Annotated in this window: 13 protein-coding genes; 8 read left to right on the top strand and 5 right to left on the bottom strand. The window is 73.1% G+C overall.

Going from position 1 to position 24734, the window contains the following annotated elements:
- The 3 genes from ACNNMR_RS04770 to ACNNMR_RS04760 are packed head-to-tail and all read right to left on the bottom strand — an operon-like array spanning position 1 to position 14226.
- Complete coding sequence (locus ACNNMR_RS04770; RefSeq protein ID WP_419993241.1) at positions 1-1185, bottom strand: T3SS effector HopA1 family protein; 1185 nt, start codon at positions 1183-1185, stop codon at positions 1-3.
- Positions 1186-1200: 15 nt separating this feature from the next.
- Positions 1201-8148 (bottom strand): hemopexin repeat-containing protein, encoded by a 6948-nt coding sequence (locus ACNNMR_RS04765; protein WP_419993240.1) that lies wholly within the window; start codon positions 8146-8148, stop codon positions 1201-1203.
- Positions 8149-8151: 3 nt separating this feature from the next.
- Positions 8152-14226, bottom strand: coding sequence for a hemopexin repeat-containing protein (locus ACNNMR_RS04760; protein ID WP_419993239.1), 6075 nt, complete (start codon positions 14224-14226; stop codon positions 8152-8154).
- Positions 14227-14449: 223 nt separating this feature from the next.
- Between ACNNMR_RS04760 and ACNNMR_RS04755 the strand changes: the two genes are divergently transcribed.
- Together ACNNMR_RS04755 and ACNNMR_RS04750 are read left to right on the top strand one after the other, a co-directional pair.
- Positions 14450-15637: a MerR family transcriptional regulator gene (locus ACNNMR_RS04755; protein ID WP_419993238.1), complete on the top strand. Its 1188-nt coding sequence runs from the start codon at positions 14450-14452 to the stop codon at positions 15635-15637.
- The gene (locus tag ACNNMR_RS04750) at positions 15634-16965 is read left to right on the top strand and encodes an MFS transporter (protein WP_419993237.1); all 1332 of its coding nucleotides are present in this window, start codon (positions 15634-15636) and stop codon (positions 16963-16965) included. Before ACNNMR_RS04755 ends, ACNNMR_RS04750 begins: the two co-directional genes overlap by 4 nt.
- A 1-nt stretch (position 16966) precedes the next feature.
- Here the strand turns inward: ACNNMR_RS04750 and ACNNMR_RS04745 are convergent, their stop codons facing one another.
- The gene (locus tag ACNNMR_RS04745) at positions 16967-17203 is read right to left on the bottom strand and encodes a hypothetical protein (RefSeq protein ID WP_419993236.1); all 237 of its coding nucleotides are present in this window, start codon (positions 17201-17203) and stop codon (positions 16967-16969) included.
- 119 nt (positions 17204-17322) lie between these two features.
- Between ACNNMR_RS04745 and ACNNMR_RS04740 the strand changes: the two genes are divergently transcribed.
- The 3 genes from ACNNMR_RS04740 to ACNNMR_RS04730 all read left to right on the top strand — a co-directional run bounded on the left by ACNNMR_RS04740 (position 17323) and on the right by ACNNMR_RS04730 (position 19783).
- Positions 17323-18273 (top strand): NUDIX domain-containing protein, encoded by a 951-nt coding sequence (locus ACNNMR_RS04740; RefSeq protein WP_419993235.1) that lies wholly within the window; start codon positions 17323-17325, stop codon positions 18271-18273.
- 115 nt (positions 18274-18388) lie between these two features.
- Complete coding sequence (locus ACNNMR_RS04735) at positions 18389-19066, top strand: hypothetical protein (protein WP_419993234.1); 678 nt, start codon at positions 18389-18391, stop codon at positions 19064-19066.
- An 81-nt stretch (positions 19067-19147) separates the two neighbouring features.
- Positions 19148-19783, top strand: a complete 636-nt coding sequence (locus ACNNMR_RS04730) for a class F sortase (RefSeq protein ID WP_419993233.1) — start codon at positions 19148-19150, stop codon at positions 19781-19783.
- A 36-nt stretch (positions 19784-19819) separates the two neighbouring features.
- Here the strand turns inward: ACNNMR_RS04730 and ACNNMR_RS04725 are convergent, their stop codons facing one another.
- The gene (locus ACNNMR_RS04725; protein ID WP_419993232.1) at positions 19820-21190 is read right to left on the bottom strand and encodes a dipeptidase; all 1371 of its coding nucleotides are present in this window, start codon (positions 21188-21190) and stop codon (positions 19820-19822) included.
- Positions 21191-21324: 134 nt separating this feature from the next.
- Here ACNNMR_RS04725 and ACNNMR_RS04720 point away from each other — a divergent pair, with 134 nt between their 5' ends.
- The 3 genes from ACNNMR_RS04720 to ACNNMR_RS04710 all read left to right on the top strand — a co-directional run bounded on the left by ACNNMR_RS04720 (position 21325) and on the right by ACNNMR_RS04710 (position 24712).
- Positions 21325-22587: a geranylgeranyl reductase family protein gene (locus ACNNMR_RS04720; RefSeq protein ID WP_419993231.1), complete on the top strand. Its 1263-nt coding sequence runs from the start codon at positions 21325-21327 to the stop codon at positions 22585-22587.
- Between the two features lie 134 nt (positions 22588-22721).
- Positions 22722-24050, top strand: a complete 1329-nt coding sequence (locus tag ACNNMR_RS04715; protein WP_419993230.1) for a sensor histidine kinase — start codon at positions 22722-22724, stop codon at positions 24048-24050.
- On the top strand, positions 24047-24712 hold the full coding sequence (locus ACNNMR_RS04710) for a response regulator transcription factor (protein ID WP_419993229.1): 666 nt from the start codon (positions 24047-24049) through the stop codon (positions 24710-24712). Before ACNNMR_RS04715 ends, ACNNMR_RS04710 begins: the two co-directional genes overlap by 4 nt.
- Positions 24713-24734: the final 22 nt, after the last annotated feature.

The following is a 24734-nucleotide window of genomic DNA, read 5'->3' as shown; positions in this document are numbered from 1 at the left end:
TCACACCACCTCCGCCACCTGGCGCGGGATGTGCCGGTGGGGGTGTTTGGGCTGGACGCTGGCGCGTTCGAAGGCTTCTCCGATCATGGAGATGAAGGCGTCCGGGCCTTCTGCGTCCCGCTGCGCGTCCATTGCCGCCGCGATGATGTCGCGGCGGGTCGTGGTGAAGCTGCCTTTCAGGGCGCCGCCGGTGTGGTGTTCTGGTTCTTCTGCCCAGGCGATGCCCTGGGCTATGTGGGAGTAGAAGGGGGCGAAGCCGGAGGCGTCGATGTCCGCCGGGTCCGTGGCGTCCGTGATCGCGGTGACGATGCGGTCGCCTACCAGGTCGGAGCCGTCTTCGCCGAGGACGCCGGTGTTGTAGTAGATGACGAGCTTGTCGAACTTCACCTTGCGGTCCTTGTTCGCGGTGGTCGACAGGTACGTCTTGAATTCGCGCAGGTGGGTTCGGGTGTCGCCTTCCTTGTACAGGTTGAGGAGTGCCTGGGTGAGTTTCCAGCCTGCCTGCTGTGACGTGACGTTCACGACGATCCGGCGCGCCAGACCGTCCCTGGCCGTGCTGACGTAGTGGCGGTTGAAGATGTGGAAGTAGTCGCCGCGGGTCGCCGCCTGGTATTGGTCGGACGGCAGGCCCGCGGTGGACCTCCCCCTGTTCTTCGCCTTCAGGTAGTCGGAGTACTTCTGGCTCCGGGTGGAATAGTCGTCGTTCCGCACCAGCAGGGTGTCGATCACCGACTTGGGGACGGCGTCCTTGAGATAGCCCGCCTGGCCCGCGCCCATGAAGTTGTACAGGGCATTGCTGCGGTTCTCGGCCGACATTTTCCAGAACTTCGGGTTCGTGTAGTACTCGTAGTACACATCCCGCAGGAACGCCTCATTCGCGTCCTGGTTCATCTCATGGCGCTGCGCGTCCGTGAGGCCGGTCTCGGACAGGTCGTCCAGTTCGATGTCGACGAGGTCGTCGCGCTTGGTCTTCGCCAGCGGCTCACCGTCGCCGAGGTCGAAGGTGAGGTTCAGCGGTTCCTGCGTTTCCTTCGGCTTCACCGGCGCCGTCGTCCGTACCGGCGCATCCGGGATGACCTCCACGCCCCCGAACCGCACCGTCTTCGCCGGGGCAGCCGTACCCGTGCTCTTCCCCGCCACCGACCCGTTGCGCTTCTTCTTCCGCGTGCTCAGACCGTTGGACATCGCGGGCTCCTTCCGTCACTGCGCGCCGGCCCGGTAGGCCAGGATCAGACCGAGGTTGGACAGTGCCTGCCGGTCGCCGTCCAGGACGAGCGTCAAGGCCTGGGCTCCGATGCTGAGGCCCGGCGTGCGCAGCAGCGTGCCGTCCGTCAGCCCGAGGCGTTCGTCGCCGCCGAGCAGGAAGCGGGCGCCGCCGCCGTTGGCCAGGGCGTACGTGGGATAGATGCCGGTGATCTGGCGGCCGCTCATGCCCGGGAACATCTCCGGGGCCAGCGGCAGCGTCAGCCGGTCGCTGCCGCCGCCGAGGAACAGCGCCCATTCGTCGGGGAATTCCGCGGCCACGTCGACCCAGCGCGCCGCGGGCCGGGGCCTGAGCATCCCCTTTACGGCGCCGGCGAAGTTCTCGCCGCCCTGCTCCGCCGCGTACTTCACCACGACCACGACATCCTCGACGCCGCCCGCGGCCCGCGCCCCCGCGGTCTCCAGCCGCCACCGCGCCACCGCGCCCGTGCCCTCGAAGGGCAGGTAGCGCTCGTCGTCGTAACGCAGCTCGAACAGGCCGTTGTTGTCGCGGCCCTCCTCCAGGTCGGACAGGGCGATCTGCTGGCCAGGGCGCCAGTCGCCGCGCAGTGCCGGTGGCGGGCTGCCCTGCGGGTCGAGCAGGAAGGCCACGGCCTTCGGGTCGGCCGTCAGCACCGTCTTGTGGTCGAGCTGAGTGAGCGTCGCCTGCAGGCCCAGCGCGCCCTCGGCGCCCTCGAAGGAGACGCTGAGGGTGCGCAGCCGGCGCCCGTAGTGCCCGGGGAAGTCCTGGTCGAAGAGCTCCTCGGTGAACGCGAACTCGCACCGCCCGGTGTCCCGCAGCGCGACCAGCGCCATCGGGTCGTACTGCCGCAGCGAGATCCGCTTGGTGATCTCCAGGCCGCGCCGGTCGCCGCCGACGTGCGCCTGCGCCAGCCGCTCCAGGTCCAGGCCAAGCCCGTCGCCCGCCAGCAGCCCACCGCGCCGGCCCTCCCAGTGCACCGGCTGGATGAACCGCTCCTCGGTGCCGCGCTCGAACTGGTACGCCCGCTCGGCGGACCGCGCCAGGTCGTACGCCAGCTGATACGTCTGCAGATACAGCCCGGACAGCCGCCCCGACATCCACTGATACAGCTCTGCGGTGGTGAACTTCTCCCGCAGGAACCGGTCGGTCTCCTCCTGATGCGCGGTCTGCCGCTCCAGGATCTCCAGCTCGCGGCGGGCCGCGGCCAGCTGCAGCTCCGCACCCTTGATCTGATGCCCGAGCTGCGCCACATCGGTCTTCGCCGTGGCCAGCTGCAGCCGCCAGTCCTCCAGCGTCCGCTCGAAGTCGGCCTGCACGGCCAGCACCTCGCCCTGCATGCTGAAGGCCTCGCCGAAGGCCTCCGACACCTCGGCGGTCTTGTCGAGCGCGTCGCCGAACTGCTTCCCGCCCGTCTTGATGCCCATGATGAACGGGCCGGCGAGCACCTGCGGCACACCGTGCGCGACGGCCGCGGCGAGCTTCAGCCCGGCCGCGACGAAGTGCGCGTTGGCGCCGTCCCGCATCGTCGACATCTGCGCCTGCTGTACGGCGGACATGCCGGCGGCGATCTGCCCCTCGTAGTGCGTGACCCGCCCCAGCGCGCCCTCGCGGGCCTCCTGCAGGTCGGCCAGCTGCTCGGCCGCGATGGTGACCTGGCCCTCCTTGATCTCCCGGGTCATCGTCAGGATGGTGGCCTCCTGCCGGGACTGCAGCAGGCTCAGCTCCTCGCCGTCGCGCCGCTCCAGCACGGACAACAGGTCGCTGCCGAGGCCGCGCAGCCGTTCGGTGACGTCCTGCGCGCGGCGCAGCACCGCGGCGAAGCGGTGGTGCGGCACCTCGGGCACCGCCGCGAGGGCGGCCAGGTCCGTACCGGCGCCCGCGGCGGCCCCGCCGACCAGCGCGGACACGTCCAGCGGCGGCTCGAAGAGCGGCACCGGGCGGCTGATGCCGAGGATGTCCAGCGAGGCGCGGATCTTGCGCAGCCGGTCCTCGACCCGCGACCAGTAGTCGCCGAGCACCTCGTTGTCCGGCACGTGGAAGTACGGCAGCGTCACGCTCTCGTGCACCGCGCCCTTGCCGACCACGAGGGTGCCGCCCGCGGTCAGCTCCGGCAGCCGGTCGGCCCGGTTCCCCCCGTTCAGCCCCGCGAAGGTCGCCGCGGGTGCCGGCGCCGGCGGGCTCACCCCCTCCGGCCGCTCGCCGAGCAGGTCGTACGCGACCACGTACAGCATCCGCGCCTCGTCGATGCTCTCCGCCGTGTACCGGCGGAAGAGCGCATCGCCCCAGTCCAGGAGGTTGTCGATGTACGCCATCACCACCGACCTCCGGTACGCGACGGGCCGCAGCCCGGCGATGGCGTGCGGGCTGAACGGGTCGTCCAGATACGCCTGGATCAGCTTGTCCCGGTCGCCCATCGCGTCGTACCCGCGCCGCAGCCCGGCGATCATCTCGACCCGCTCCAGCAGACTGCGCCGCGGCTCGCTCGCGGCCATCCTGCCGAGGATCAGCCGGACCTGCTGCAGCCCGGTCCCGGCGAGCGTGCCGAGGTAGTCGGCCTCCTCGGTGGTGAGTTCGCGGACCTGGTGGAAGGCGGGCGCCAGCGCCTCCAGCTTCGTCAGTACGGGCCCGAGCTGCCGATCGAGCTCCACGGCGGCCAGCGCCGCCATACCGGCCCGGCAGCCCGCCGCGAGCGCCTTCACATCCACGGCGAGGAAGGGCAGGAACCGCCAGTAGTGGGCCTGCTCGGTCGGGTCGAAGACGTACTCGTACCAGCGCCGCGCGTCCTCGAAGCGCTGCCCGGCATTGAGCGCCTGCGCGATGAGCAGCGGCGCGTGGCAGAAGATCTCCCAGTAGTACAGGCCGTTCGCGCTGCGGAAGTCCAGGTGCGAGCCGGTCGGTACGGACGGCACGGACGAGGCCGGGCGCACCTTGATCGTGGTGGCGTCAGAGACCTCCGTGCTGAAGGCCGGCAGCTCGTCGATCTCCTGGGTGGCCGGGGCCAGCAGCGCGGCCACGCCGCCGGTCAGCAGCTCCCGGTTGAGCAGATACGCCGTGCTGGACGTCAGCCGCACCACCTCGTGCGGCAGCGCCGCGTACTCGAAGGGCCGCGGGATCGCCACCGCCTTCGGGTACGCGGCGTATTCCGGGCCGAGGAACAGGAACAGCGCGTCCTGCCCGTCGAGCAGCCCCGTGAAGCGCCGCTCGTACGTGGCCGGCAGCCCGCCCCAGTTGCCCTGCAGCGGCTGGAACTCCAGCGCGGTGTCCAGCTCCTTGCCCGCCGGCAGCTCCGCGTACGCCCGCTCGTTGACCACGTAGGTCAGGTCGGCGCGGCGGATCACACCCCGCACCGGCATCGGCTGCGTGCTGCGCTTCGGATAGCCCTCGTCCATGGTCGCCGGGATGCTCCCGTCGGCCCCGAGGGTGTAGCGGGCGTACTCGTCCCTGGTGACCAGGAAGAGCTTGCCGCTGTCGACATAGGCCGCGTCGACCGCGCCCGTGCGCGACAGCGCGGTCTCGGCCCGGCCGAGGTCGCGGCTGGCGCGCGGCTCGGACGGCGCGCCGCCCTGGTCGCGGAAGGTGTAGGTGCCGGCGGTGTTGTCGAAGGCGTACACGCCGCTGCGGTAGCCGAAGGCGGTGTCCATGCGGGTCTCCGGCAACCCGTCCGGGTTCTTGGCGATGGGCTTCGGATAGCCGGCGTCCGGCCGCCCGTCGCGGGCGCTGATCCGCAGGTACTGGTCGCCGGTGACGACGAACAGGACCCGGTTGACGGTGAAGACGCAGGTCGGGAACCGGGTCAGGCCCCACCGGTCGCGGACCGGGCGGAGCAGGTCCAGCGAGCCGGACTGGACGTAGGCGTCGCGCTCGCGGGAGAAGAAGAACTCCGTCCCGTCGCCATCGGCGACGGCCGCGTCGATACGGCTCCAGCGCGGCAGCTCCTCGGTGTTGCCGGCGAGCGGCTTCGGATAGCCGGGGTCGGGCTGGCTGAACGGCCGTCCGGTGAAGCGGACATACTGGCTGCCGGAGAAGACGAAGGTCTGGTCGCGGCGCACCAGCACTGAGTCGACCACACCGGTGCGGGTCAGGTTGTTGCCCACGATCCCGAACCGGTCGGCGGTGTTGGAGCGCGGCTGCCGCCAGGCGTCCTTGCCGTCCGGCACGGCGATGAAGCTCCGCTCCCCGCTGTGGAAGAAGTACCGGGTCGCGCCCGGCAGTTCCACCGCGGCGTCGATGCGGTCCCAGGTGGTCGGCAGCCGGTCGCCGTTGCCGCGCAGCTGCTGCAGCGCGGGCGGCTCCGCGGAGGCGCTGACCGGACGGCACAGGAAGCTGCCGCCCTTGTGGTCCACGCTCAGCCACGGCCCGTCCAGGGAGCCGGCGGGCGCGCCGAGGCGCACCACCCCGGCCGGGCTGATGGGGCTCTGCTCGGGCTCCAGGAAGATCCGGTCGAGCCGGGTGGCGCGGGACGGCTCGGACAGCCCGGCGACCCGTACCGCATACAGCTCGGGCGTCAGCGCGAAGCCGGAGGTGACCGAGTCGGTGCCGGCGGTGTACGTGCAGGTGACGACGATCGAGTCATGCCGCCCGGCCGGGCCGCCCGGCACCTCGCGGGAGGCCTGGACGTACAGCCCGGCATTTGTGATCGCGGCGCCCACCGGCGTGTCGGTGGCGAGCACCTGGGCGGGCATCCAGTCGCCGTCCAGGCTCCGGAACGAGTAGCAGATCTTCACCCGCCGCACCGGCGGCGGCGCCGTGATGGCCTGTTTGTCGCCGTTCTGCTTGACCTCAAGGGTGGTGTTCGCGGTGCTGTCCGGGGCGACGGTCTCCACCACCGGCCAGAACACGAAGACCCGGCCGAAGGCGTGCACGGGATCGACCACATCGGCGTCGATCTGCACCTTGACCTGCTGCCAGGGCTCCCAGGTGGCCGACAGCTTCTCGCCGTCGCGGAATTCGGCGGTGCGGAAGTAGTAGCGCCGCGGCTCGGTGCGGGTGCGGCCGAACAGCACCAGCTGCCGTACGCCCTCGGCGTCGCCGTCCGCGCGGTAGACATAGCCGCCGGCGATGGCGAGGCGGGAGACCTCGGTGTACTCGTCGAGGTAGCGCTTGTACGCCTGCTGCACGCCGTCCTCGGTGATCTCGCTCTGCAGCAGGTCCTGCTCCAGGGCCTGGAACGCCGGGGTCTTGCCGGGGCGCAGCTCGGGCCGCAGATAGTTCTCGGGGTAGAGGAAGACCTTCCGGTTCGCCTCCCACACCCGGTAGTTCTTCAGCCAGCCCCACCAGGTCTTCAGCCGCTCCCGTACTGCCGCCTCGTCGGCATCCGCGGGCAGCCCGGACTCCTCCAGGTCGAGCAGGTAGCGGTTGAGGTAGAGCTGGCAGGCGGCGATGGCCTCGCGCACCCGGGAGGTGCGGCCCGCGGCGCCCATCTCCACGTCGATGAGCAGCTGCTCGAAGAGATCGCGGGTGGTCTCCAGGCCAGGGTTGAGCGACAGCACCGCCGGGACGAGGGCGTCCCGCTTGAGCACGTTCAGCTCGTCCTTGATACGGGCCGCGAGCGCCGTGAACTCCTCGGCGCCGCGGCCGCGTTCCAGCAGCCGGTACAGCGCGTCGGCGGCCGCGGCGGGGTCGGGGGCGGGCCCGTAGAGCCGCGTCCAGACGGCCGCGTGGACCTCCTCCGGGCTTGCGCCGAGCCGCTCGGTGACGGCGAGGACCTCCGCCAGCTTCAGCAGGAACTCGATCTCGATCCGGTCCTCCTCCGCGGGCACGGCGGCGACCAGCAGCGGGCTGTTGCGCCGCGCCCAGCGCACCTCCTCGGCGTCCCAGCCGCACAGCCGCGCCAGCTTGGCGTAGGGCTCGGGCTCGTTCCGTACGAGGAAGGCGCCGAGCTCGCCGCCGTGCTCGCGCGCGAGGGCGGCGAAGCGGGCGACGGTGTGGACGTCGCTGAGCCGGTAGTCGGCGGTGTCCGCCCAGCGGCGGCCGAAGTCCTGCGGGAAGGTCGGGTCGACGGCCTGGAAGTCGCCGCCCGAATAGCGGACATACCGGTCCCCGAGGGCCAGGTATGTGCGCCCGAGCAGCGTGAACGCGCCGTCCGGGCCCTGCGCCTCGAAGTCCGCCGGCAGGTCGCCGAAGTCGTCGGCGACGGTGCGCGGGAAGCCCTGGTCCACGGTGCGGTAGTCGGGGCCGGAATAGCGCACGTACTGCCCGCCGCCGAAGGCGTACAGCTCGCCCGCCGGGGTGGCGAAGGCGGCCTGCAGCGGCTGGGTGGCGAGCGCGTTTGCGACGACGCCCCACCGGCCGGCCAGCGGCTCCAGGCTGCCGCCGTGCAGCGACTGCCGCCCGCGGAAGAGCCAGGGCATTCCGTCCTGCCCGAGGAAGGCGGCGTCGATGCCGTCCTGGAAGGCCTCGGGGAGCGTCGGGATGCCCAGCTCGGCGCCGAGCGAGGTGGCCAGCGAGCGCGGATAGCCCTCGTCGACCGTCTCGTATCCGAGGCCCGAGTAGCGCACGTACTGGTCGCCGGAGAAGAGATAGGTCCGCCCGCCCTTCACCAGGGCCGCGTCGACCCGCCCCTGCTCCGCGATGTTGTTACGGACCCGGCCGACCGTGTCGAGGCCGAGGGTGGCGGTGGCGCTGTGCGAGGCGACGTGGCAGCCGCCGGCCGCGAAGACGTAGACGGTGCGCTCGCCCGCGAGCACCGCATCCACGCCGCCTGCCAGCACGTCCTCGAAGGTCTCCGGCAGCTGCGCGAAAGGCTCCTCGCGGCGCAGGTTGCCCGCCGTGGACTTCGGATAGCCCGGGTCCGTGTAGCGGTAGTCGGGCGAGGAGTAGCGCACATAGCGGGTGCCCGAGATCAGATATGTGGTGCCGCGCCACACAAAGGCGGCATCGACGCGGGCCGTGCCGTCCTCCGGCACGAAGGGATTCGCCGACACCCCCTAGCGGGAGCGGATCGGCGCGGCCGGCCGCAGGTCGTTGTCGGCGTAGCGCTGATACGCGCCCGCGCGGAAGAAGTACGTCGCCTCGTCGGGCGCGGTGAAGGCCGTGCTCAGCCCTTGCTCGCCCACCTCCAGGCCGCGCCACACCCGCTCGGCGGGCCGCGGCGCCGACCAGCGGCCGGTGCGCTCGTCGCGGGTGACGACCTGCCGCCCGTAGACGAGAAGGAGCAGGTCGCCGTCGGTGAGCACCGCGTCCGGGATGGCCGAGTCGTCGTGGAGGGCAGCGCGGATGTCCTCCGGCAGCTCCCAGAAGCCGGCGTCGGTGACCCGCGGATAGCCCTCGTCGGGGCGGGAGTAGTCGGTGCCCGAGTAGACGGCGTAGCGCAGGGTGCCGCCCTCGTCGGGGGTCTCGAAGACGTAGGTGCGGCCGCCGGAGACGTACGCGAGGGTGACGCTCTCCAGGCCCGCCCAGTGCGCCGCGACCGGCTGCGGATCGCCGTCGGTGACCTCGGCCCGCCCGGTGTACGTGACGAACTGGTCGCCGCTGAACAGGTACGTCTTCCCGTCCCGCCCGGTGAAGGCGGCGTCCACCAGGTTCTCCTGGTAGATGCGGTTGCGCGGGCGGCCCCACTCCTCGGCGAGCGGGAAGGTGCGGCGCAGCTTCACATCGTGGCAGTCGGCGCCCTTGAAGAGGTATGTGCCGCCGTCGGCGCCGCTGAGCACCGCGTCGAGGCCGGTGCGGAAGCGCTCCGGGACGCCGCGGAGGGTGCGCGGCCGGTACGGCATGGTGGCGATCCGCGCGCCCTCGGGCGCGGACTCCTTGAGCCACTGGCCGCCGCGCTCCACGACGACGGCGCCGTCCTCCAGGAAGGCGCAGCCGACGCCCGCGTGGTCGTAGCGGCGGGTGAGCGCGTCGGAGACGACGTGGCACTGGCGGCCGCGGAAGAGATAGACGTTGCGGCGGTCGGCGAAGGCGGCGTCGACGCCGTCGAGTTCGGCGTCGAGCGCGGCGAGCCGCGGCTCCTGGGGGAGCGCGGCGAGGGTGCGCGGGTAGCCGGGCTCCACGGCCGAGTAGTCGTGGTCGCGGTAGCGGACGTACTGGTTCCCCGAGAAGAGGTACGTGTACGTGCGCGGCACCGCCACCCCGTCGACCTGCTCGGTGGCGTCGAGCAGCAGGGTGGCGTCGACCAGGCCCGTACGGGCGAGGTGGTTGGCCACCCGGCCCCAGAAGGCTTCGGTGAGGGCGGGGTAGCCGTCGTCGAGGCGGTTGCGTTCGCGGCCGGAGAAGCGGGCGTAGCGGGAGCCGCTGAACACGTAGGTGCGGCCGTCCTGGCCCGTAAAGGCGGCGTCGACGCGGGCGAAGGGCAGGCTGTCCCAGCCCTCGCGCAGCGGCCGCGGCTCCGACCACCAGCGGCGGCGGCTGTCGAAGGTGACGTACCGGTCGCCGGCGAAGAGGTAGGTCTGGCCGTCCTGGTCGGTGAACACGGTGTCGATGGGGCCCAGTTGCAGGCCCGCGGGCAGGTTCCACCAGTTGTCGCCGAGGGGCTTGGGGAAGCCGGCGTCGCACACCGCGTAGTCGCGGGTCGAGTAGCGGGCGTAGGCGCGCAGGCCGTCCGCCCTGGCCTTGAGCTTGAGGCCCTCGCGGCGGAGGGTGACGGTGATGTTCTGCTCGCAGCTGACCCGCCATTCCGGCGACTTGCCGGTGAGCGTCACGGCGGTCAGGCCGTGCTCGGCCAGGCGCGCGCGCAGCGCCGGGGTCAGCCCCTGCGCGTCGAGCTCGTCCCCGGTCTCGGGCGGCAGCTCGAAGAGCACCCCTGCCGTGCCGAAGAGATACGTCCGGCCGTCCAGCACGAACGCCGTGTCCACCGCGGCGAGCCCGGCCCAGTCCCCGGCGACGGCGCGCGGGAAGCCGGAGTCGACCTGGGTGTAGTCGGCGCCGGAGTAGCGCAGATACGTGCTGCCGCTGAAGAGGTACGTACGGCCGTCGAGCCCGGCGAACGCGGTGTCCACCCGGCCGCTCGGCAGCGCGGGCGGCAGCAGGCCCCACCGCTCGGCGGTGGGCACGACCTGGTCGGAGCCGCCGCCGACGGCGGCGGTGCGGCCGTTCCGGAACAGGTGCAGCACGCCGTTCCCGTCGGTGAAGGCGGCGTCCACCCCGCCCTCGAACTCGGCGGGCACGCCGCTTAGCCTGCGCGGATACCCGTCGTCCACGCGCACCCCGGCCATCTCCAGGCCGTCGGAGTAGCGCACGGTCTGGTCGCCCGCGAACAGATGCACCGCCTCCCCGTCGGCATACGCGGCGTCCAGCCGCTCGGCGCCGGCGAAGGCATTGCGCACCTTGCCCCAGCGGCCCGCGACCGGCTGCTCGGTGCCGCCGACCGCGAGCCAGCTGCCGCCGGTGAACAGGTGCATGCGGCCGTCCGGGTCGCGGAAGCAGGCGTCGACGGACGACGCGAAGTCGCGCGGCAGCGGGCGCTCGCCCTGCCACCACTCGGTCACCGGCCGCGGGAAGCCCTCGTCCACCGCGCGGTAGTCGGGGCCCGAGTAGCGCACGTACTGGTCGCCGCAGAACAGGTGCACGCGCCCGTCCTCGTCCACGTACGCGCTGTCGATGCGCTCGGGGTCGTCGAAGTTGTTGCGTACGGCCCCCCACCGCTGCTCGCGCGCCGCCCAGCGGGTGCCGCCCGGCTCCCGTACGAAGGTCGCGGCGGCGCCGCCCTGCACGCGGCCGACGAGCCATTCGGTGCCGTCCGGCAGGGCGAAGGCGGCGTCGACGGCGGTGAGGGCGGCGAGGCCCGCGGAGAGCTCGGTCAGGGGCTTGGGGCGCGGGTCGGCGAGGGCATGGGTGGTGGCGGAGTACGTCCAGTAGCCGCCGGGGGCGAAGACGTAGATGGTGCCGTCGTGGCTGTGCAGCAGGGCGTCGATGGCCGCCACACCAGGCGGCAGGGCCAGGGGCTCGGGGAACTTGCCCGCGAGGTCCTGGTCGCGGAAGACGGCGGTGGTCTCGTCGGCATCGAGGCCGAGCTTGCCCGCCAGCAGCGCGAATTGGCGGATGCGCCGGTAGGTCCGCTCGAAGCGCGGATCGTCAGGTACGGCCGTGACCTCGCCGCCCGCGGCCGCGGCCAGGACGGGCGCGACGAGGGCGTCCAGCGCGTCGGGGCCCGCGCCCGCGACCGCCGTGCAGATGGCCTCGGCGGTGGGCGCGGGCACGCCGAAGGCGTCGCCGAGGGCGGTGTACAGGGCCTCCTGCTGGCGTGCGGCGAGCGCGGTGAGCGCGTCCGTGACCTCGGTGACGGCGGCGGCGGTCTCCTCGGCCGCGGTGTGCAGCAGGAAGAACACATCCCTGGCGTAGTCCTCCAGGCCCGGCAGGCTGAAGCCGATGGCGTGGCGGACGTTGCGGAAGTAGTCGATCCGGTCGGCGGGGATGCAGCGGGCCGCGTCCAGCAGCCCGGCGGCGGTGAGCTGGTCGGTGAGGCGGGTGGACTGCTCGTCGGTGAAGCCCAGTTCGGTGAGCTCGGCCGGGTTGAGCCGGTACGGGCGGGCGTCTTCGAGGATGCCGGCTATGCGGCTCCGGACGACGGCGCACTCGGCGGGCAGCACGTCGGGGCCCAGTTCCAGCACGCTCTCCGGGTCGGTGAAGAACGCCTCGTCCGTGATCCGGCCGTCGTCCAGCCAGTCGCCGTCGAGGAGTTCGGCGATGCGCTGGGCGGCGGCCGCGTCGGCGGCGTGCGCGAAGTCCTCTGGGTGCAGGGTGAGCAGGTCGAGGCGGAAGGCGGCGATCTGCCGCTGCATGGCGTCGAGGAGCTGCCGGCGCAGCGGGTGGAAGCCGACGGCGAGGCCGAAGTCCTCGATGGCGAGGGCGGCGAGGCGGGCCTTGTCGCGGTAGGTGCCGTCGGGCGCCAGGTGCCCGTTGAAGGCGAGGCTCTGCAGCAGGGCTTCGAGCCGCTCCTCCGTCAGCCCGAGCCCGGCGAAGGTGTCGGCGCCGGGGGCCAGCGGCGTGCCCGTAAAGGCATCCAGCCGCTCCCGCAGCACGGCCCGTACGCCATCGGCCACGTCGTCGAGGCGGACGTCAGGGCGGAACGCGGCGGCGTTGTCGGCCTCGCGGAAGAAGTCCGGGTCGGCGATGTTGCCCTCGCTGTCGAGGTAGCCGTTGTGGACGAGGTTGTCGTACAGCTCGGCCCGGCCGGGGGCCGCCGGCCCCGCCAGCTGCTCCAGGTCGGAGGGGAAGCAGCAGGCGCTGCCGTTCACCAGGCTGGTGAGCAGCTTGAACAGCGGGTCCTGGTAGGCGGCGAAGTCGCCGGCGAGCCGCACGGCGGCCCGGTCCTCGGCGAGGAGGACGCCGTCGGCGTCCAGGGCGCCGGAGAGCACCAGGTTGGCGTAGATCTTGTTGGTGAGGCGGTCGCCGAGGCCGAGGCCGAGGAAGTCCTCCATGACGACGGCGGGCAGGTCGGTGACGGCGTCGTACGCGGCGGCCCGCACGGTCTCGGGCCGCAGCCGCAGCAGGCGCGGCTCGCGGGCGCTGACCACGCCGTCGTCGTACGCGCCGACCACGTCGTGCACGACATCGGCGGCGCGCTCCCCGAACCGCGGGGAGGCGAAGGCCTCGGCGGACAGGCCGAGTTCGGCGAAGGTGCGGGCGAGGGAGTCGAGGACGGCGAGCCGGTCGGGGTCGTCAGGGGGTGTGCCCTCGGATGCGGCGGCGCTCCGGCCGCCGAGGATCGCGGCGAGCTCAGTGCCGCTGAACCCGGTGGCCTGCATCCACGTCACCACCGCGAACAGCGTCTGCAGCAGCCACAGCCCGGCCGCGGGCTCCCCGGCGGCCAGCACCCGGTACGGGTCGGCGCTGTCCGCGGGGGCGGCGCCGATCACGGCGAAGGAGGAGGACCGCTGCAGCGACGGGTCGCTGTCGATCGCGTCCAGGATGTCGAAGAGCTCACCGACGGGGATGCCGAGCGCGGCCGCGGACCGGCCGGCGCGGCGCAGCAGCCCCATGGCCGCGAAGGTGGTCCCGCCGTCGAACGGGCTCGACTCCGCCCGCCGGTAGCGGGCCCGATAGCGCCGCACGATCTCGGCGAGATCGCTCTGCGGCACGTCCAGGGCGAGCGCCAACTGCCGCCGGTACTCGGCGCTCGCGTCCGCCAGGATGTCCCCGGCGGCCTCGGTCACGCCCTCCACGGGCACCGCGGCGACCAGCCGGCACACGTCCGCGACGCCGGCCTGGAGCCCCCGGTGCAGCCGCAGCACCGCCGCGAGCGCGCGGATCGCCGCCGCGTCGATGCGACCCGCGGCGCAGCTGGTCAGCACCGCGTCGAGGTCGGCGAGCGGCAGGTCGCTCATCCGCGCCAGCCGCACGAAGCGGTTCACCCGCTCGAACCAGGCGGCGGGCACCGGCCCGCTGCCGTACACGAGGCGGGTGTCATCCGAGGAGACGGTCACCCGGGGGCCGCCCGCGTGCGGGAATCCCGCCGCCAGCAGCTCGGCGACCCGCTCGCCGCTCAGCCCGGTCGCCCGCCGGAAGCGCTCGACGACCTCGAGCGCGGCGAGCGGCTCATCGGCCGCCAGCCCGTACGCAGCCCGCACCCCGGTCTCGTCCGCGGCCGGGGCAGTGACGGCGGCGACGTCCTCGGGGGACAGGCCGAGGTACTCGCGCGCCAGCACGTCATGATCCACGGCGGCCGCGAACAGCCGGTACAGCTCCTCGGGCGTGGTCTTGAGATGCCCGAGGTGATTGCGTACGCGCTCATGCCGCAGCGAGAACGGCAGCCCGAACGGATGCCGCAGCCCCACCCGCAGCTTCTCGTACGGCTCGGCCCCGACCATGCCCTCCAGCACGTCGCAGACGATGTCGAGATACGGGGCCTCGGTGTACGTGTTCGCCGCGTCCAGGGGGATCTTCGTCAGGTCGGGCCGCCGCTGCAGTAGCGACGCCCCGCCCTCGAAGGCCGCGTCCAGCAGCCGCAGCAGATCGACGAGGTAGGCGGCCGGCGAGTACACCGACCGCGCCGGGTCCGCGGCGCGGAAGTCCAGGTCGCCGAAGAGCCGTTCGTAACTGGGCAGCGAGGCGTTCTTACGCACGGGGACCCCCTCAGAAAGGCGCCGGAGAGGGGGATTCAAGAGCCGGAAGGACCCAGTCGGCAGGGGGCGTTGGATGCCTGAATCCCGCCGAACGGTCCGCTGTCCGCCCCCGCCCGGCTCCTTGCGCGCCCCGCGCGGCAGCAGTATCCATGTTGACCTTCCCCCCGGGTGAAGCCGCACCATCGTCGCCACCGGCCGGACGGCCGGGGCGAGGAGGGGGCCGGTGCCTGAGCTTGTGACGATCGGGGTGTTCGCGCGGGCCGCACGGCTGTCGCCCAAGGCGCTGCGGCGGTACGACGAGCTCGGGGTGCTGCCACCGGCCGCGGTGGACGGCGAGTCGGGGTATCGCTACTACGATCCGGCGCAGTTGGAACGGGCCCGGCTGATCGCCTGGCTGCGGCGTCTGGGGATGCCGCTGCCGCGGATCCGTGAGGTGTGCGAGCTGCCGTCGGGGGAGGCGGCAGAGGCGGTGGCCGCGTACTGGGAGCAGGTGCGCGCCGAGACCGCCGCGCGGGGGGAGCTGGCCGCGTTTCTCGTCGAACATCTGCGGGGGAGCGGTGGCTCGTCGGGCGCTGAGCCCGCTGCCGTACTCGGCCTGCGGTACGCCGCCCGGTCCGAGTCGGGCCTGGTGCGTACGAGCAATGAGGACACCGCCTACGCCGGACGCGGGCTGCTCGCGGTGGCCGACGGGATGGGCGGCGCGGGCGGCGACCTGGCGAGCGCCGCGGCCGTCGACGCGCTCAAGCCGCTGCAGGCCCTCGCCGTACCGGCCGGGGAGCTGCTCGGCGCGCTGGCCGCCGCCGTGGAGGACGCGGACCGGGCGATCGGTGACATCGCGGCGGCCACGCCGACGGGCGCGGCGGGCACGACGCTGACGGCGCTGCTGTGGTCGGGGTCGCGGCTGGGGCTGGTGCATATCGGGGACAGCCGGGCGTATCTCGTACGGGGCGGAGAGCTGCATCGGATCACCCACGACCACACGTATGTGCAGTCGCTGGTCGATGCCGGGCGGCTGACGGAGGAGGAGGCGGGGTCGCATCCGCAGCGGGCGCTGCTGGTGCGGGCGTTGAGTGGCAGCGGGGTGGCCCGGCCGGACCTGTCGTTGCATCGGGCCGAGGCCGGGGATCGGTATGTGCTGTGCTCCGATGGGCTGTCGGCGGTGGTGGGGGAGGGGGAGCTGCGGGCGGCGGTTGTCGGTGGGGGCGGGCCGGAGGAGGTGCTGGACGCGCTGCTGGCGCTGGCTTACGGGGTGGGGGCGCCGGACAACGTCGCGTGCGTGGTCGCCGATGTGGAGGGGCTTGACGGGGCGGCGGGCAGGCCGGCGGCACCCGCCGGGGCCGGGGCCGGGGCCGGGTCTTGGGCCAGGGCCGGGGCCGAGCGGCCGGGGCACGATGCCGCGGCGGGGCGGTGAGCCGGACGACGGCCGTCCGATCCCTCGCCGCCCTCGCGGTCGACCGGCGGCCGCTGGCCGTCCCGGCGTTCCGGAGGCTATGGGTGGCTTCGGTGGTCAGTGCGGTCGGTGGGTCATTCAGCGTGGTGGCAGTGCCGGCGCAGGTGTTCGCCATCGGCAGGTCGTCGGCCGCCGTGGGGGCGGCGGGAGCGGTGTCCTTCGTCGCGCTGGTGGTGGGCGCGTTGTGGAGCGGGGCGGTGGCGGATGTCCGGGACCGACGGGGCGTGCTGCTTGTCGCCAATTGCGGGCTCGCGGCGACGTATGCCGCGCTGGGCGCGTACGCGCTCGTGGGCGGCGGGCTGATCGCGGTCTTGATGGTGCTGGTCGGCTGCCAAGGTCTGGCTTTCGGGGCGATCATGACCACGATGGGCGCGGCCGTGCCGCGGCTCGTGCCCGTCGAGCTGCTGCCCGCGGCCAACAGCTTGACCTCGCTGGTCCGTTACGCGGGCGCGGTGCTGGGGCCGCTGCTCGCGGGGCTGCTGATGCCGCTCACCGGGCTCGGCGCGCTCTACCTGTGCGACGCCGTGGCGCTGCTCGCGGTCGTACGGGCCGTGGCACGGCTCCCGCCGCTGCGGCCTCGGGCACCCGGCCCGTACGACCGCGTCGGGTCCCGTGCTCCGCACGGCCTCGTGCCGCACATCCCGCCCGGCCTCGCGCCGCCCGCCCCGCTCGGCATCCTCCGCCAAGTCACCACCGGCTTCCGCTACCTGGCAGCCAGCCGCCTGCTCCTCGCCGTGCTCGGCGTCGACCTCGCCGCCATGGTCTTCGGCATGCCCGTCGCGCTCTTCCCGGAGCTCGCCCGCGACGTCTACGGCGGCCCTGACGGCGGCGGCCCCGCCCTGGGGCTGCTCTTCGCCGCCTACCCCGTAGGCGTGTGCTGCGTCGCGCTGCTGTCGGGAGCCTTCACACGCGCCGAGCGTCACGGCACTGTCATGGCCGCCGCAGCCATCGCCTGGGGCGGCACCGTCGTGTTCCTCGGCCTCGCCGCCGAGCTGTGGCTCGCGCTCATCGCGCTCGTCCTCGGCGGCGCGGTGAACTTTCTCCTCAGCACCTTCCGTAACGCCATCACCCAGGCCCACACCGACGACGCCCTCCGCGGGCGCGTGCAGGGGGCACTCACGGTCGTGCTCATCGGCGGACCGCAGGTGGCGAACTTCGTGCACGGCGCGGCCGGGGCGCTCATCGGCCCGCGCCTGGCGGTGTGCGGCGGCGGATTACTCACCATGGTGACCGTCGCCGCGATCGCCAGAGCCGTACCCGAGCTGCGCTGCTATCGCGCCACCGGCTGACTCACTCCCCGGCGGCCGGAAACCGCCGCACCAGGTTTCCGCCCAGCTGCACGGCAAGTCCGCCCAGGTCACCGCCCACATGGCGGCCCAGGCGCAGCAGCAGTTCGGCCGCCGCGTGGGCCTCGCTCAGGGACAGCAGAGGCGCGTCCTTCGGGCTCGTCTCCGTGCGGCCGAGCAGCTCGGACAGGCGGGCGATGTCGGCCGGGGAGCCCAGCAGGGAATCGTCGGTATTGCTCATATCCAGCCAACGTACACAGCGGAACTGGCATAGGGTGCGGCGGGCCCGCGGAAGCGGTGCGGGTTTCCCGTGGAGGGTGTTGCGGGCAACTCCCATACGGCGACCGGAGGGGGACGAGCGTGATCGTGTGGCTGAACGGGGTTCCCGGCACAGGACAGCGCGCGGTGGCGGAGGCGCTGGTCGAGGCGATGCCGGGGAGCACACTTTACGAACCCGAGCTGATCGCGGGCGGGCTGCGCATGATGCTGCCGGAGAAGCAGTACGAGTCGCTCGCCGACTTCCGCGAACTGCCCGCCTGGCGGCGGCTGGTCGTGGACACCGCGGCCGCGCTGCTCGCCCAGATGGGCGGCGGCGCGCTGATCGTGCCGATGACCTTGGTCAGCGAGGCGTACCGGGACGAGATCTTCGGCGGGCTCGCTGCCCGCGGCATTGGCGTACGGCATGTGCTCCTGCGCTCGGAGGAAACGGTTCTGCGCGGGGACCGGATGCCGGCCTGGGTGACGCGCGACGCGTACGCCGTCGACGCCGGAGGCCGCGGCCCCGAGGAGATAGCCGACGCACTCGCGGCCGCGCTCACCGCCGGGGCCGGGGACTGCGCGATCGTGCAGACGCCGGAGCCGACCGGGGAGACCATCGCGGCGGGCGTGCTGCTCTTCGACGAGGAGGGGCGGGTGCTGCTCGTCGACCCGACCTACAAGCCGGGGTGGGAGTTCCCTGGCGGCGTGGTGGAGCGCGGCGAGGCGCCCGCGCGCGCGGGGGTGCGCGAGGTGGCCGAGGAGCTCGGCATAGAGCTGGACGCGCCGCCGCGGCTGCTGGTGGTCGACTGGGAACCGCCCGCGCCGCCGCGCCACGGCGGCCTGCGGCTGCTCTTCGACGGCGGGTTACTGGATGCCGGGCAGCGCGCGCAGGTGCTGCTGCCGGGGCCCGAGCTGCGCGCCTGGAGGTTCGCCTCCGAGGCGGAGGCGGAGGCGATGCTGCCGCCGGTCCGCTACACCCGGCTGCGGTGGGCGCTGCGTGCTCGGGCGCGGGCGACGGCGCTCAACCTGGAGGCCGGGGTGCCGGTCGGGTAGCCCATCAGAACCGAAAATGCCCCATTCGGCACACTGTGAGTGCGTGTCGGTGCTTTTGTCTGCATAGCGTCTGTGCCAGTAGCGAATCACTGGCTTGGAAAGAGGACGCGTTGTGATGCGGACGATATGCACGGCGTTGACGGCCACGGCGCTGGCCGCGATAGCCGTCGGGGTGACGGCGCCGGAGGCGGCGGGACAGGGCGGAGACGGGGACATCACCTCTTTCGGATATTCGGTGTCCCCGAAGAAGGTGAAGGCCGGCGGCCAGGTCGACCTCACCGTGCAGGACTGCACGGACTCCGAGGCCACGGCCCGCTCCGGCATCTTCGACCGTACGACCCTCGGCATGCCCGGCGCCGTGCAGAGCGCGCGGGTCACCGTGGACTGGGACGCCAAGCCGGGCGCCCAGTACTCGGTCATCTTCACCTGCGGCAAGGAGACCGGGCGTACCACGCTCACGGTCTCGGGCACGAGCAGCGGCAGCGCCTCGCCGGAGCCGACCAGCCCGTCGCCGCGCACCGGCTCGACCTCCCGGCCGAAGCCGTCGGGCAGCGCTACGCCTGCTGCTCCGGGTGGTACGCGGACCACTCCGGCGCCCTCGGGGTCCGGTGCCGCTGGGTCCACTGGTTCCACTCCCGCGCCCGCCGCGCCGACCGCGCCCGCCCGGGGCGGACTCGGCGGCTCGCAGGACGACGGGCGCTACCTGGTTGCCACCGGTTCGGCACTGAGCTCCGCCGCGCTCGCGGTGGGTGTGCTGACGTACTGCAGACGGCGGGCTGATCAGCGCCGCTAGGGCAGTCCCGTCCGCATAGGGCGCGGCGTCCCGCACCGCCGGGGCGCCGCGTCCGCCGAACCCACGAACGGTGAACCAGCCATGACCCGCCACATACCCGGGGCCGCCCGGGATCCGCGCGGCTACCGCTCCACCATGGTCCTGCTGCTGTGCGCCTTCCTGGTCGGCGTCGGCATGATCCTCAGCGGCCTCGGCCAGGGCGAAGGCCCGCCGCGGCCCACGGGCGTCGACGGCGCCGGGCCGCGCCCGCACGAGCCGCTGCCGGCCGCGGCGCCCGCTCAGGTCCGTATCCCCGCCGTCGGGGTCGACGCGCCGCTGACGGCGACCGGTCTCGACGCATCAGGCTGGCTGCAGGCGCCGCCGTCGAACGTGAAGAACCTCGCCGGCTGGTATCGCGGCGCCACCACCCCGGGCGCGAAGGGCACCGCGCTCATCGTCGGCCATGTCGACAATCGCGTCGGGCCCGCGGTCTTCTACAACGCCGGCAAGCTGAAGCCGGGCACGACGATCCAGATCGACCGCAAGGACGGCCGCACCGCGGTCTTCTCCGTCTACCGGGTACGGCTCTATCCGGTCGACCGCTTCCCCGCCAAGCAGGTCTACGGGCGGAACGGCATGCCCGAGCTGCGGCTGCTCACCTGCGGGGGCACGTATATGCCGGGGAAGGGGTACGAGGCCAACACGGTGGTGTACGCGCGGCTGACCGGGGTGCGGTGAGGGCTCGGCTCGGGTGCCGCAGCTGCTTCAGCTGCCTCAGCTCTGGGCCGCCGCGTACTTCGTGAGGAACAGCGCCTCCGTCAGCGTCAGCTGCCGCAGCTCCTCCGGTGACACGCTCTCGTTCGGGGCGTGGATCTGCGCCTCCGGCTCGCTGAGGCCGATCAGCAGGATCTCCGCCTTCGGGTAGAGCGAGGCGAGGGTGTTGCAGAGCGGGATCGAGCCGCCCTGGCCCGCCGCCTGCATCTCCTCGCCCGGGTACGCCTCCGCCATGGCCGCGGCCATCGCCGTGTACGCCGGGCTGGAGGTGTCGGCCTGGAACGGCTGGCCCTGGCCGACCTGCGTCGTGCTCACCTTCGCGCCCCAGGGCGTATTGGCCTCCAGGTGCGCGCGCAGCAGCCGGGTGGCCTCGGCGGCGTCGGTGCCGGGCGGCATCCGCAGCGACACCAGCGCCCGGGCCTTCGACTGCACGGACGGCGTGGCGCCGACCACCGGCGGGCAGTCGATGCCGATGACGGTGATGGCGGGCCGGGACCAGATCCGGCTCGCGATGCTGCCGGTGCCGGTCAGCTCGACCCCGTCGAGGATTTTTGCGTCCGTACGAAATTGCGCCTCGTCGTACGCGATGCCGTCCCACTCGGCGCCCGCGCCCAGCCCGTCGATGGTCGTCGAACCGTCCGCGGCGCGCGTCGAGTCGAGGGTGCGGATCAGCGCGGCGAGGGCGTCGGGGGCGGCGCCGCCGAACTGGCCCGAGTGCAGATTGCCCGCCAGGGTCTCCACTTCGAGCTGCACCAGCGTCATGCCGCGCAGCGAGGCGGTGACGGTGGGCGTGCCGACGCGGAAGTTTCCGGAGTCGCCGATCACGATCGCGTCCGCGGCGAGCAGCTCGGGGTGCGCCTCGGCGTACCGCTCAAGGCCGCCCGTGCCCTGCTCCTCCGAGCCCTCCGCGATGAACTTCACGCCCACCGGGATCCCGCCGTGCTGCTTCAGCGCGCGCAGGGCGGCCAGGTGCATCACGATGCCGCCCTTGCAGTCGGCGGAGCCGCGCCCGTACCAGCGCCCGTCGCGCTCGGTCAGCTCGAACGGCGGGGTGACCCAGGCGTCCTCGTCGAGCGGCGGCTGCACGTCGTAGTGCGCGTACAGGAGGACGACGGGGGCGCCGGCGGGGCCCGGCAGGTAGCCGTACACCGACTGGGTGCCGTCCGGGGTGTCCAGCACCGCCACGTCCTGGAAGCCTTCGGCGCGCAGGGCGCCGGCGACCCAGTTCGCGGCGCCCTCGCTCTCGCTCTTCGGGAACTGCTCGAAGTCCGCCACCGACCGGAACGCCACCAGCTCGGCGAGCTCGTCTCGCGCACGCGTCTGCAGCGCGGCGACGGTCGCGGCAAGCTGATCGTTCGGGGCGGTGCTCATGGGAACGCTCCTTCGGGTCACACCGTTGATGAGGTGTTATGCGGGGTGCTGCCGATCCTGCCACAGCGGTTCGCCGCCTTAGGATGCGGCGGTACGTACCGGACGGTTTGGCGCGAGCGGGAACGGGACTTCAGGTGAGCAGCGACCAGGTGCAGGACGGCGGCGAGCAGGGACCGGACGGCGGCGAGCGGGGGGACGGCCGGGTGTGGGACGTCATCGTGGTCGGCGCCGGTCCTGCCGGGGCGAGCGCCGCACATGCCGCGGCGGGGGCCGGGCGCAGTGTGCTGCTGCTGGAGCGGGCCGAGCTGCCGCGTTACAAGACCTGCGGCGGCGGCATCATCGGCCCGTCGCGGGACGCGCTGCCGCCGGGGGTCGAGCTGCCGCTGAAGGACAAGGTGTCGGCGGTGACGTTCTCGTACCACGGCAAGCTCGCCCGCACGCGGAAGGCGCGGACGACGCTCTTCGGGCTGGTGAACCGGGCCGAGTTCGACGAGCTGCTGACGGAGGCCGCGGTCAAGGCGGGGGCCGAGCTGCGTACCGGCGCCACGGTGGCGCGGGTGGAGCAGCACGGCGAGAACGTGCCCGACCGGCGCACCGCCGCCGTGGTGCTGTCCGACGGCGAAACGCTGCTGGCCCGGGCCGTGGTCGGCGCGGACGGCAGCGCGTCGCGTATCGGCGCGCATGTCGGGGTGAAGCTGGAGCAGACGGATCTCGGCCTGGAGGCGGAGATCCCGGTGCCTGCGGAGGTCGCCGAGGACTGGCGCGGGCGGGTGCTGATCGACTGGGGGCGGCTGCCGGGGTCGTACGGGTGGGTGTTCCCCAAGGGCGACACGCTGACCGTCGGGGTGATCGCGGCCAAGGGGGAGGGGGCCGCCACCAAGCAGTATCTGGAGGACTTCATCGCGCGGCTGGGGCTGGCGGGCTTCGAGCCGGCGATCTCGTCGGGGCATCTGACCCGGTGCCGTACGCACAACTCGCCGCTGTCGCGGGGGCGGGTGCTGGTGTGCGGCGACGCGGCCGGGCTGCTGGAGCCGTGGACGCGGGAGGGGATCTCCTTCGCGCTGCGGTCCGGGCGGATCGCGGGGGAGTGGGCGGTGCGGGTCGCGGAGGCGCAGGACGCCGTGGACGCGCGGCGGCAGGCGCTGAACTACGCCTTCGCGATCAAGGCGGGTCTTGGCGTGGAGATGGCGGTCGGGCGGCGGATGCTCGCCGTCTTCGAGCGCCGGCCGGGGGTCTTCCATGCGGCGCTTACCGGGGTCCGGCCGGCTTGGCGGGTGTTCGCGCAGTTCACGCGGGGGCAGGTGTCGATGGCGGATGTGGTGCGCAGGTATCCGATGGCGCATCGGGCGCTGGCGGTGCTGGACCGGCGGGAGCGAGAGGCCACCGCTCCGTCGTGACGCGGCACTCCAGCGGCGAAGCCGCGGAGCGCGCCCGTGCCGTGCCGTGCCGATGGCGTACTCCCCGTGTAGTACGCGTGATCACCGCGCACGGCTGACGCCCGGCGCCCGCCCGCCGGTCTAGCGTTGCAGGCATGAAGCGACCGGTGCCCCTGTGGAAGGGCGACGACGAGGACGGCGGCGGCCCGCCGCGGGCCCTGCCCCGCTGGCTGGCGCAGGCGCCGTCAGCGCGGCTGCCCTGGCGGACGACGCTGCTCCTGACCCTGTTCATGGTCGTCGGGACCAGGGGCGCCGCGGGCGGCTTCGAGGCCGGCCCGCACGAGGGCGGCCCGGACCCCTCCGTGGCCGCCTCCAACCTCGACCGCGTGACCCCGAACGGCTGGGCCTATGCGCTCGTCATCGCCTCCGGCCTGCTCCTCCTCTTCCGCTACCGCTACCCGCCGCTCGCCCTCTTCGGCACCACGGCCGCGGTCCTCGGCTATCTGGCCGCCGGCTACATGTACGGCCCGATCTTCGTCAGCGCCGCCGTCGCCGTCTTCGCCGCGGTCGCTGCGGGCCACCGGAAGCTCGCCGGCATCACGATCGCCGCCTTCGCCGTCGGCCACATCGTCCTCTCGCACGCCCTCTACGACTACCTCCCACCCTCGCGCGACAGCGCCCCCAGCTGGGGCCAGCAGCTTTTCGCCGCCGCCTGGATCGCCGCCGTGGTCGCCGCCGGCGAGCTGCTCCGCTCCCGCCGCGAGCAGTGGGCCCACGAGCAGGCCGAGCGCGCCGCCGCCAAGCAGCGCCGCGCCGACGAGGAGCGGCTGCGCATCGCCCGCGAGCTGCACGACGTGCTCGCGCACAGCATCTCCGTCATCAACGTCCAGGCCGGCGTCGGCCTAGCCCTCCTCGACCAGCACCCCGAGAAGGCCCGCGAGGCGCTGACCACGATCAAGGGCGCCAGCAAGGAGGCCCTCGGCGAGGTACGCCAGGTCCTGGAGGCGCTCCGCACCCCGGGCGGCGCCGCCCCCCGCACCCCCGCCCCCGGCCTCGCCCGCCTCGGCGAACTCACCGACCAGGCCGCCGCCGCGGGCCTCACCGTCGACGTCACCACCGAGGGCACGTCCCGGCAGGTCCCCCCGGCCGCCGACCTCGCCGCCTTCCGCATCATCCAGGAGGCGCTCACCAACATCGTCCGCCACTCCGGCTCCCGCACCGCCCGCGTCCTCCTCTCCTACGACCCCGGCGAGCTCAGGCTCCGTATCGACGACGACGGCCCTGCCACCGCGGGCGGCGAGACCGGCGGCGGCAACGGCCTCGTCGGCATGCGCGAGCGCGCCGCCGCGCTCGGCGGCACGGTCGAGGCGGGGGAGCGCCCGGACGGCGGTTTCCGGGTGCTTGCGCGCCTTCCGCTCGGCGATGCGGTTAAGTTGGCCCCGGCCCCCGCCCCGGCCAACGACGGCAAGGAGAGTCACCAGTGATCCGCGTAGTGCTCGCCGACGACCAGCTGCTGGTACGGGCCGGCTTCAGCGCCCTGCTCGACGCGCAGACGGACATCGAGGTCGCGGGCGAGGCCGCCGACGGCGAACAGGCCGTCGCGATGGTCCGCGAACTCAAGCCCGACGTCGTCCTGATGGACATCCGCATGCCGGAACTCGACGGCCTCGCCGCCACCCGCCTCATCACCGACGACCCGGTGCTGAAGGACGTACGGGTGGTCATGCTCACCACCTTCGAGCTGGACGAGTACGTCTTCGAGGCCATCCGCTCCGGCGCCTCCGGCTTCCTCGTCAAGGACACCGAGCCGGACGAACTGCTGCGCGCGGTCCGCTCCGTCGTCGACGGCGACGCCCTGCTCTCGCCGGGCGTCACGCGCCGCCTGATCTCGGAGTTCGCGGCCCGCTCCAAGGAGCCGGAGGCGGCCACCGGCCTGGAGGAGCTCACCGAGCGCGAGCGCGAGGTCATGGCGCTGGTCGGCATGGGCCTCTCGAATGAGGAGATCGCCCGCCGCCTGGTGGTCAGCCCGCTCACGGCCAAGACCCACGTGAGCCGCACGATGATCAAACTCCACGCCCGCGACCGCGCCCAACTGGTCGTCCTCGCCTACGAATCGGGCCTGGTCCGCCCCGGCTGGCTCGGCTGACCCCCGGCCGCACCTCCGTCGA

This window comes from Streptomyces boninensis, from assembly GCF_048572725.1.
Taxonomy (GTDB): Bacteria; Actinomycetota; Actinomycetes; order Streptomycetales; family Streptomycetaceae; genus Streptomyces; species Streptomyces boninensis.
This window is presented reverse-complemented; position numbering and strand designations above follow the sequence as displayed.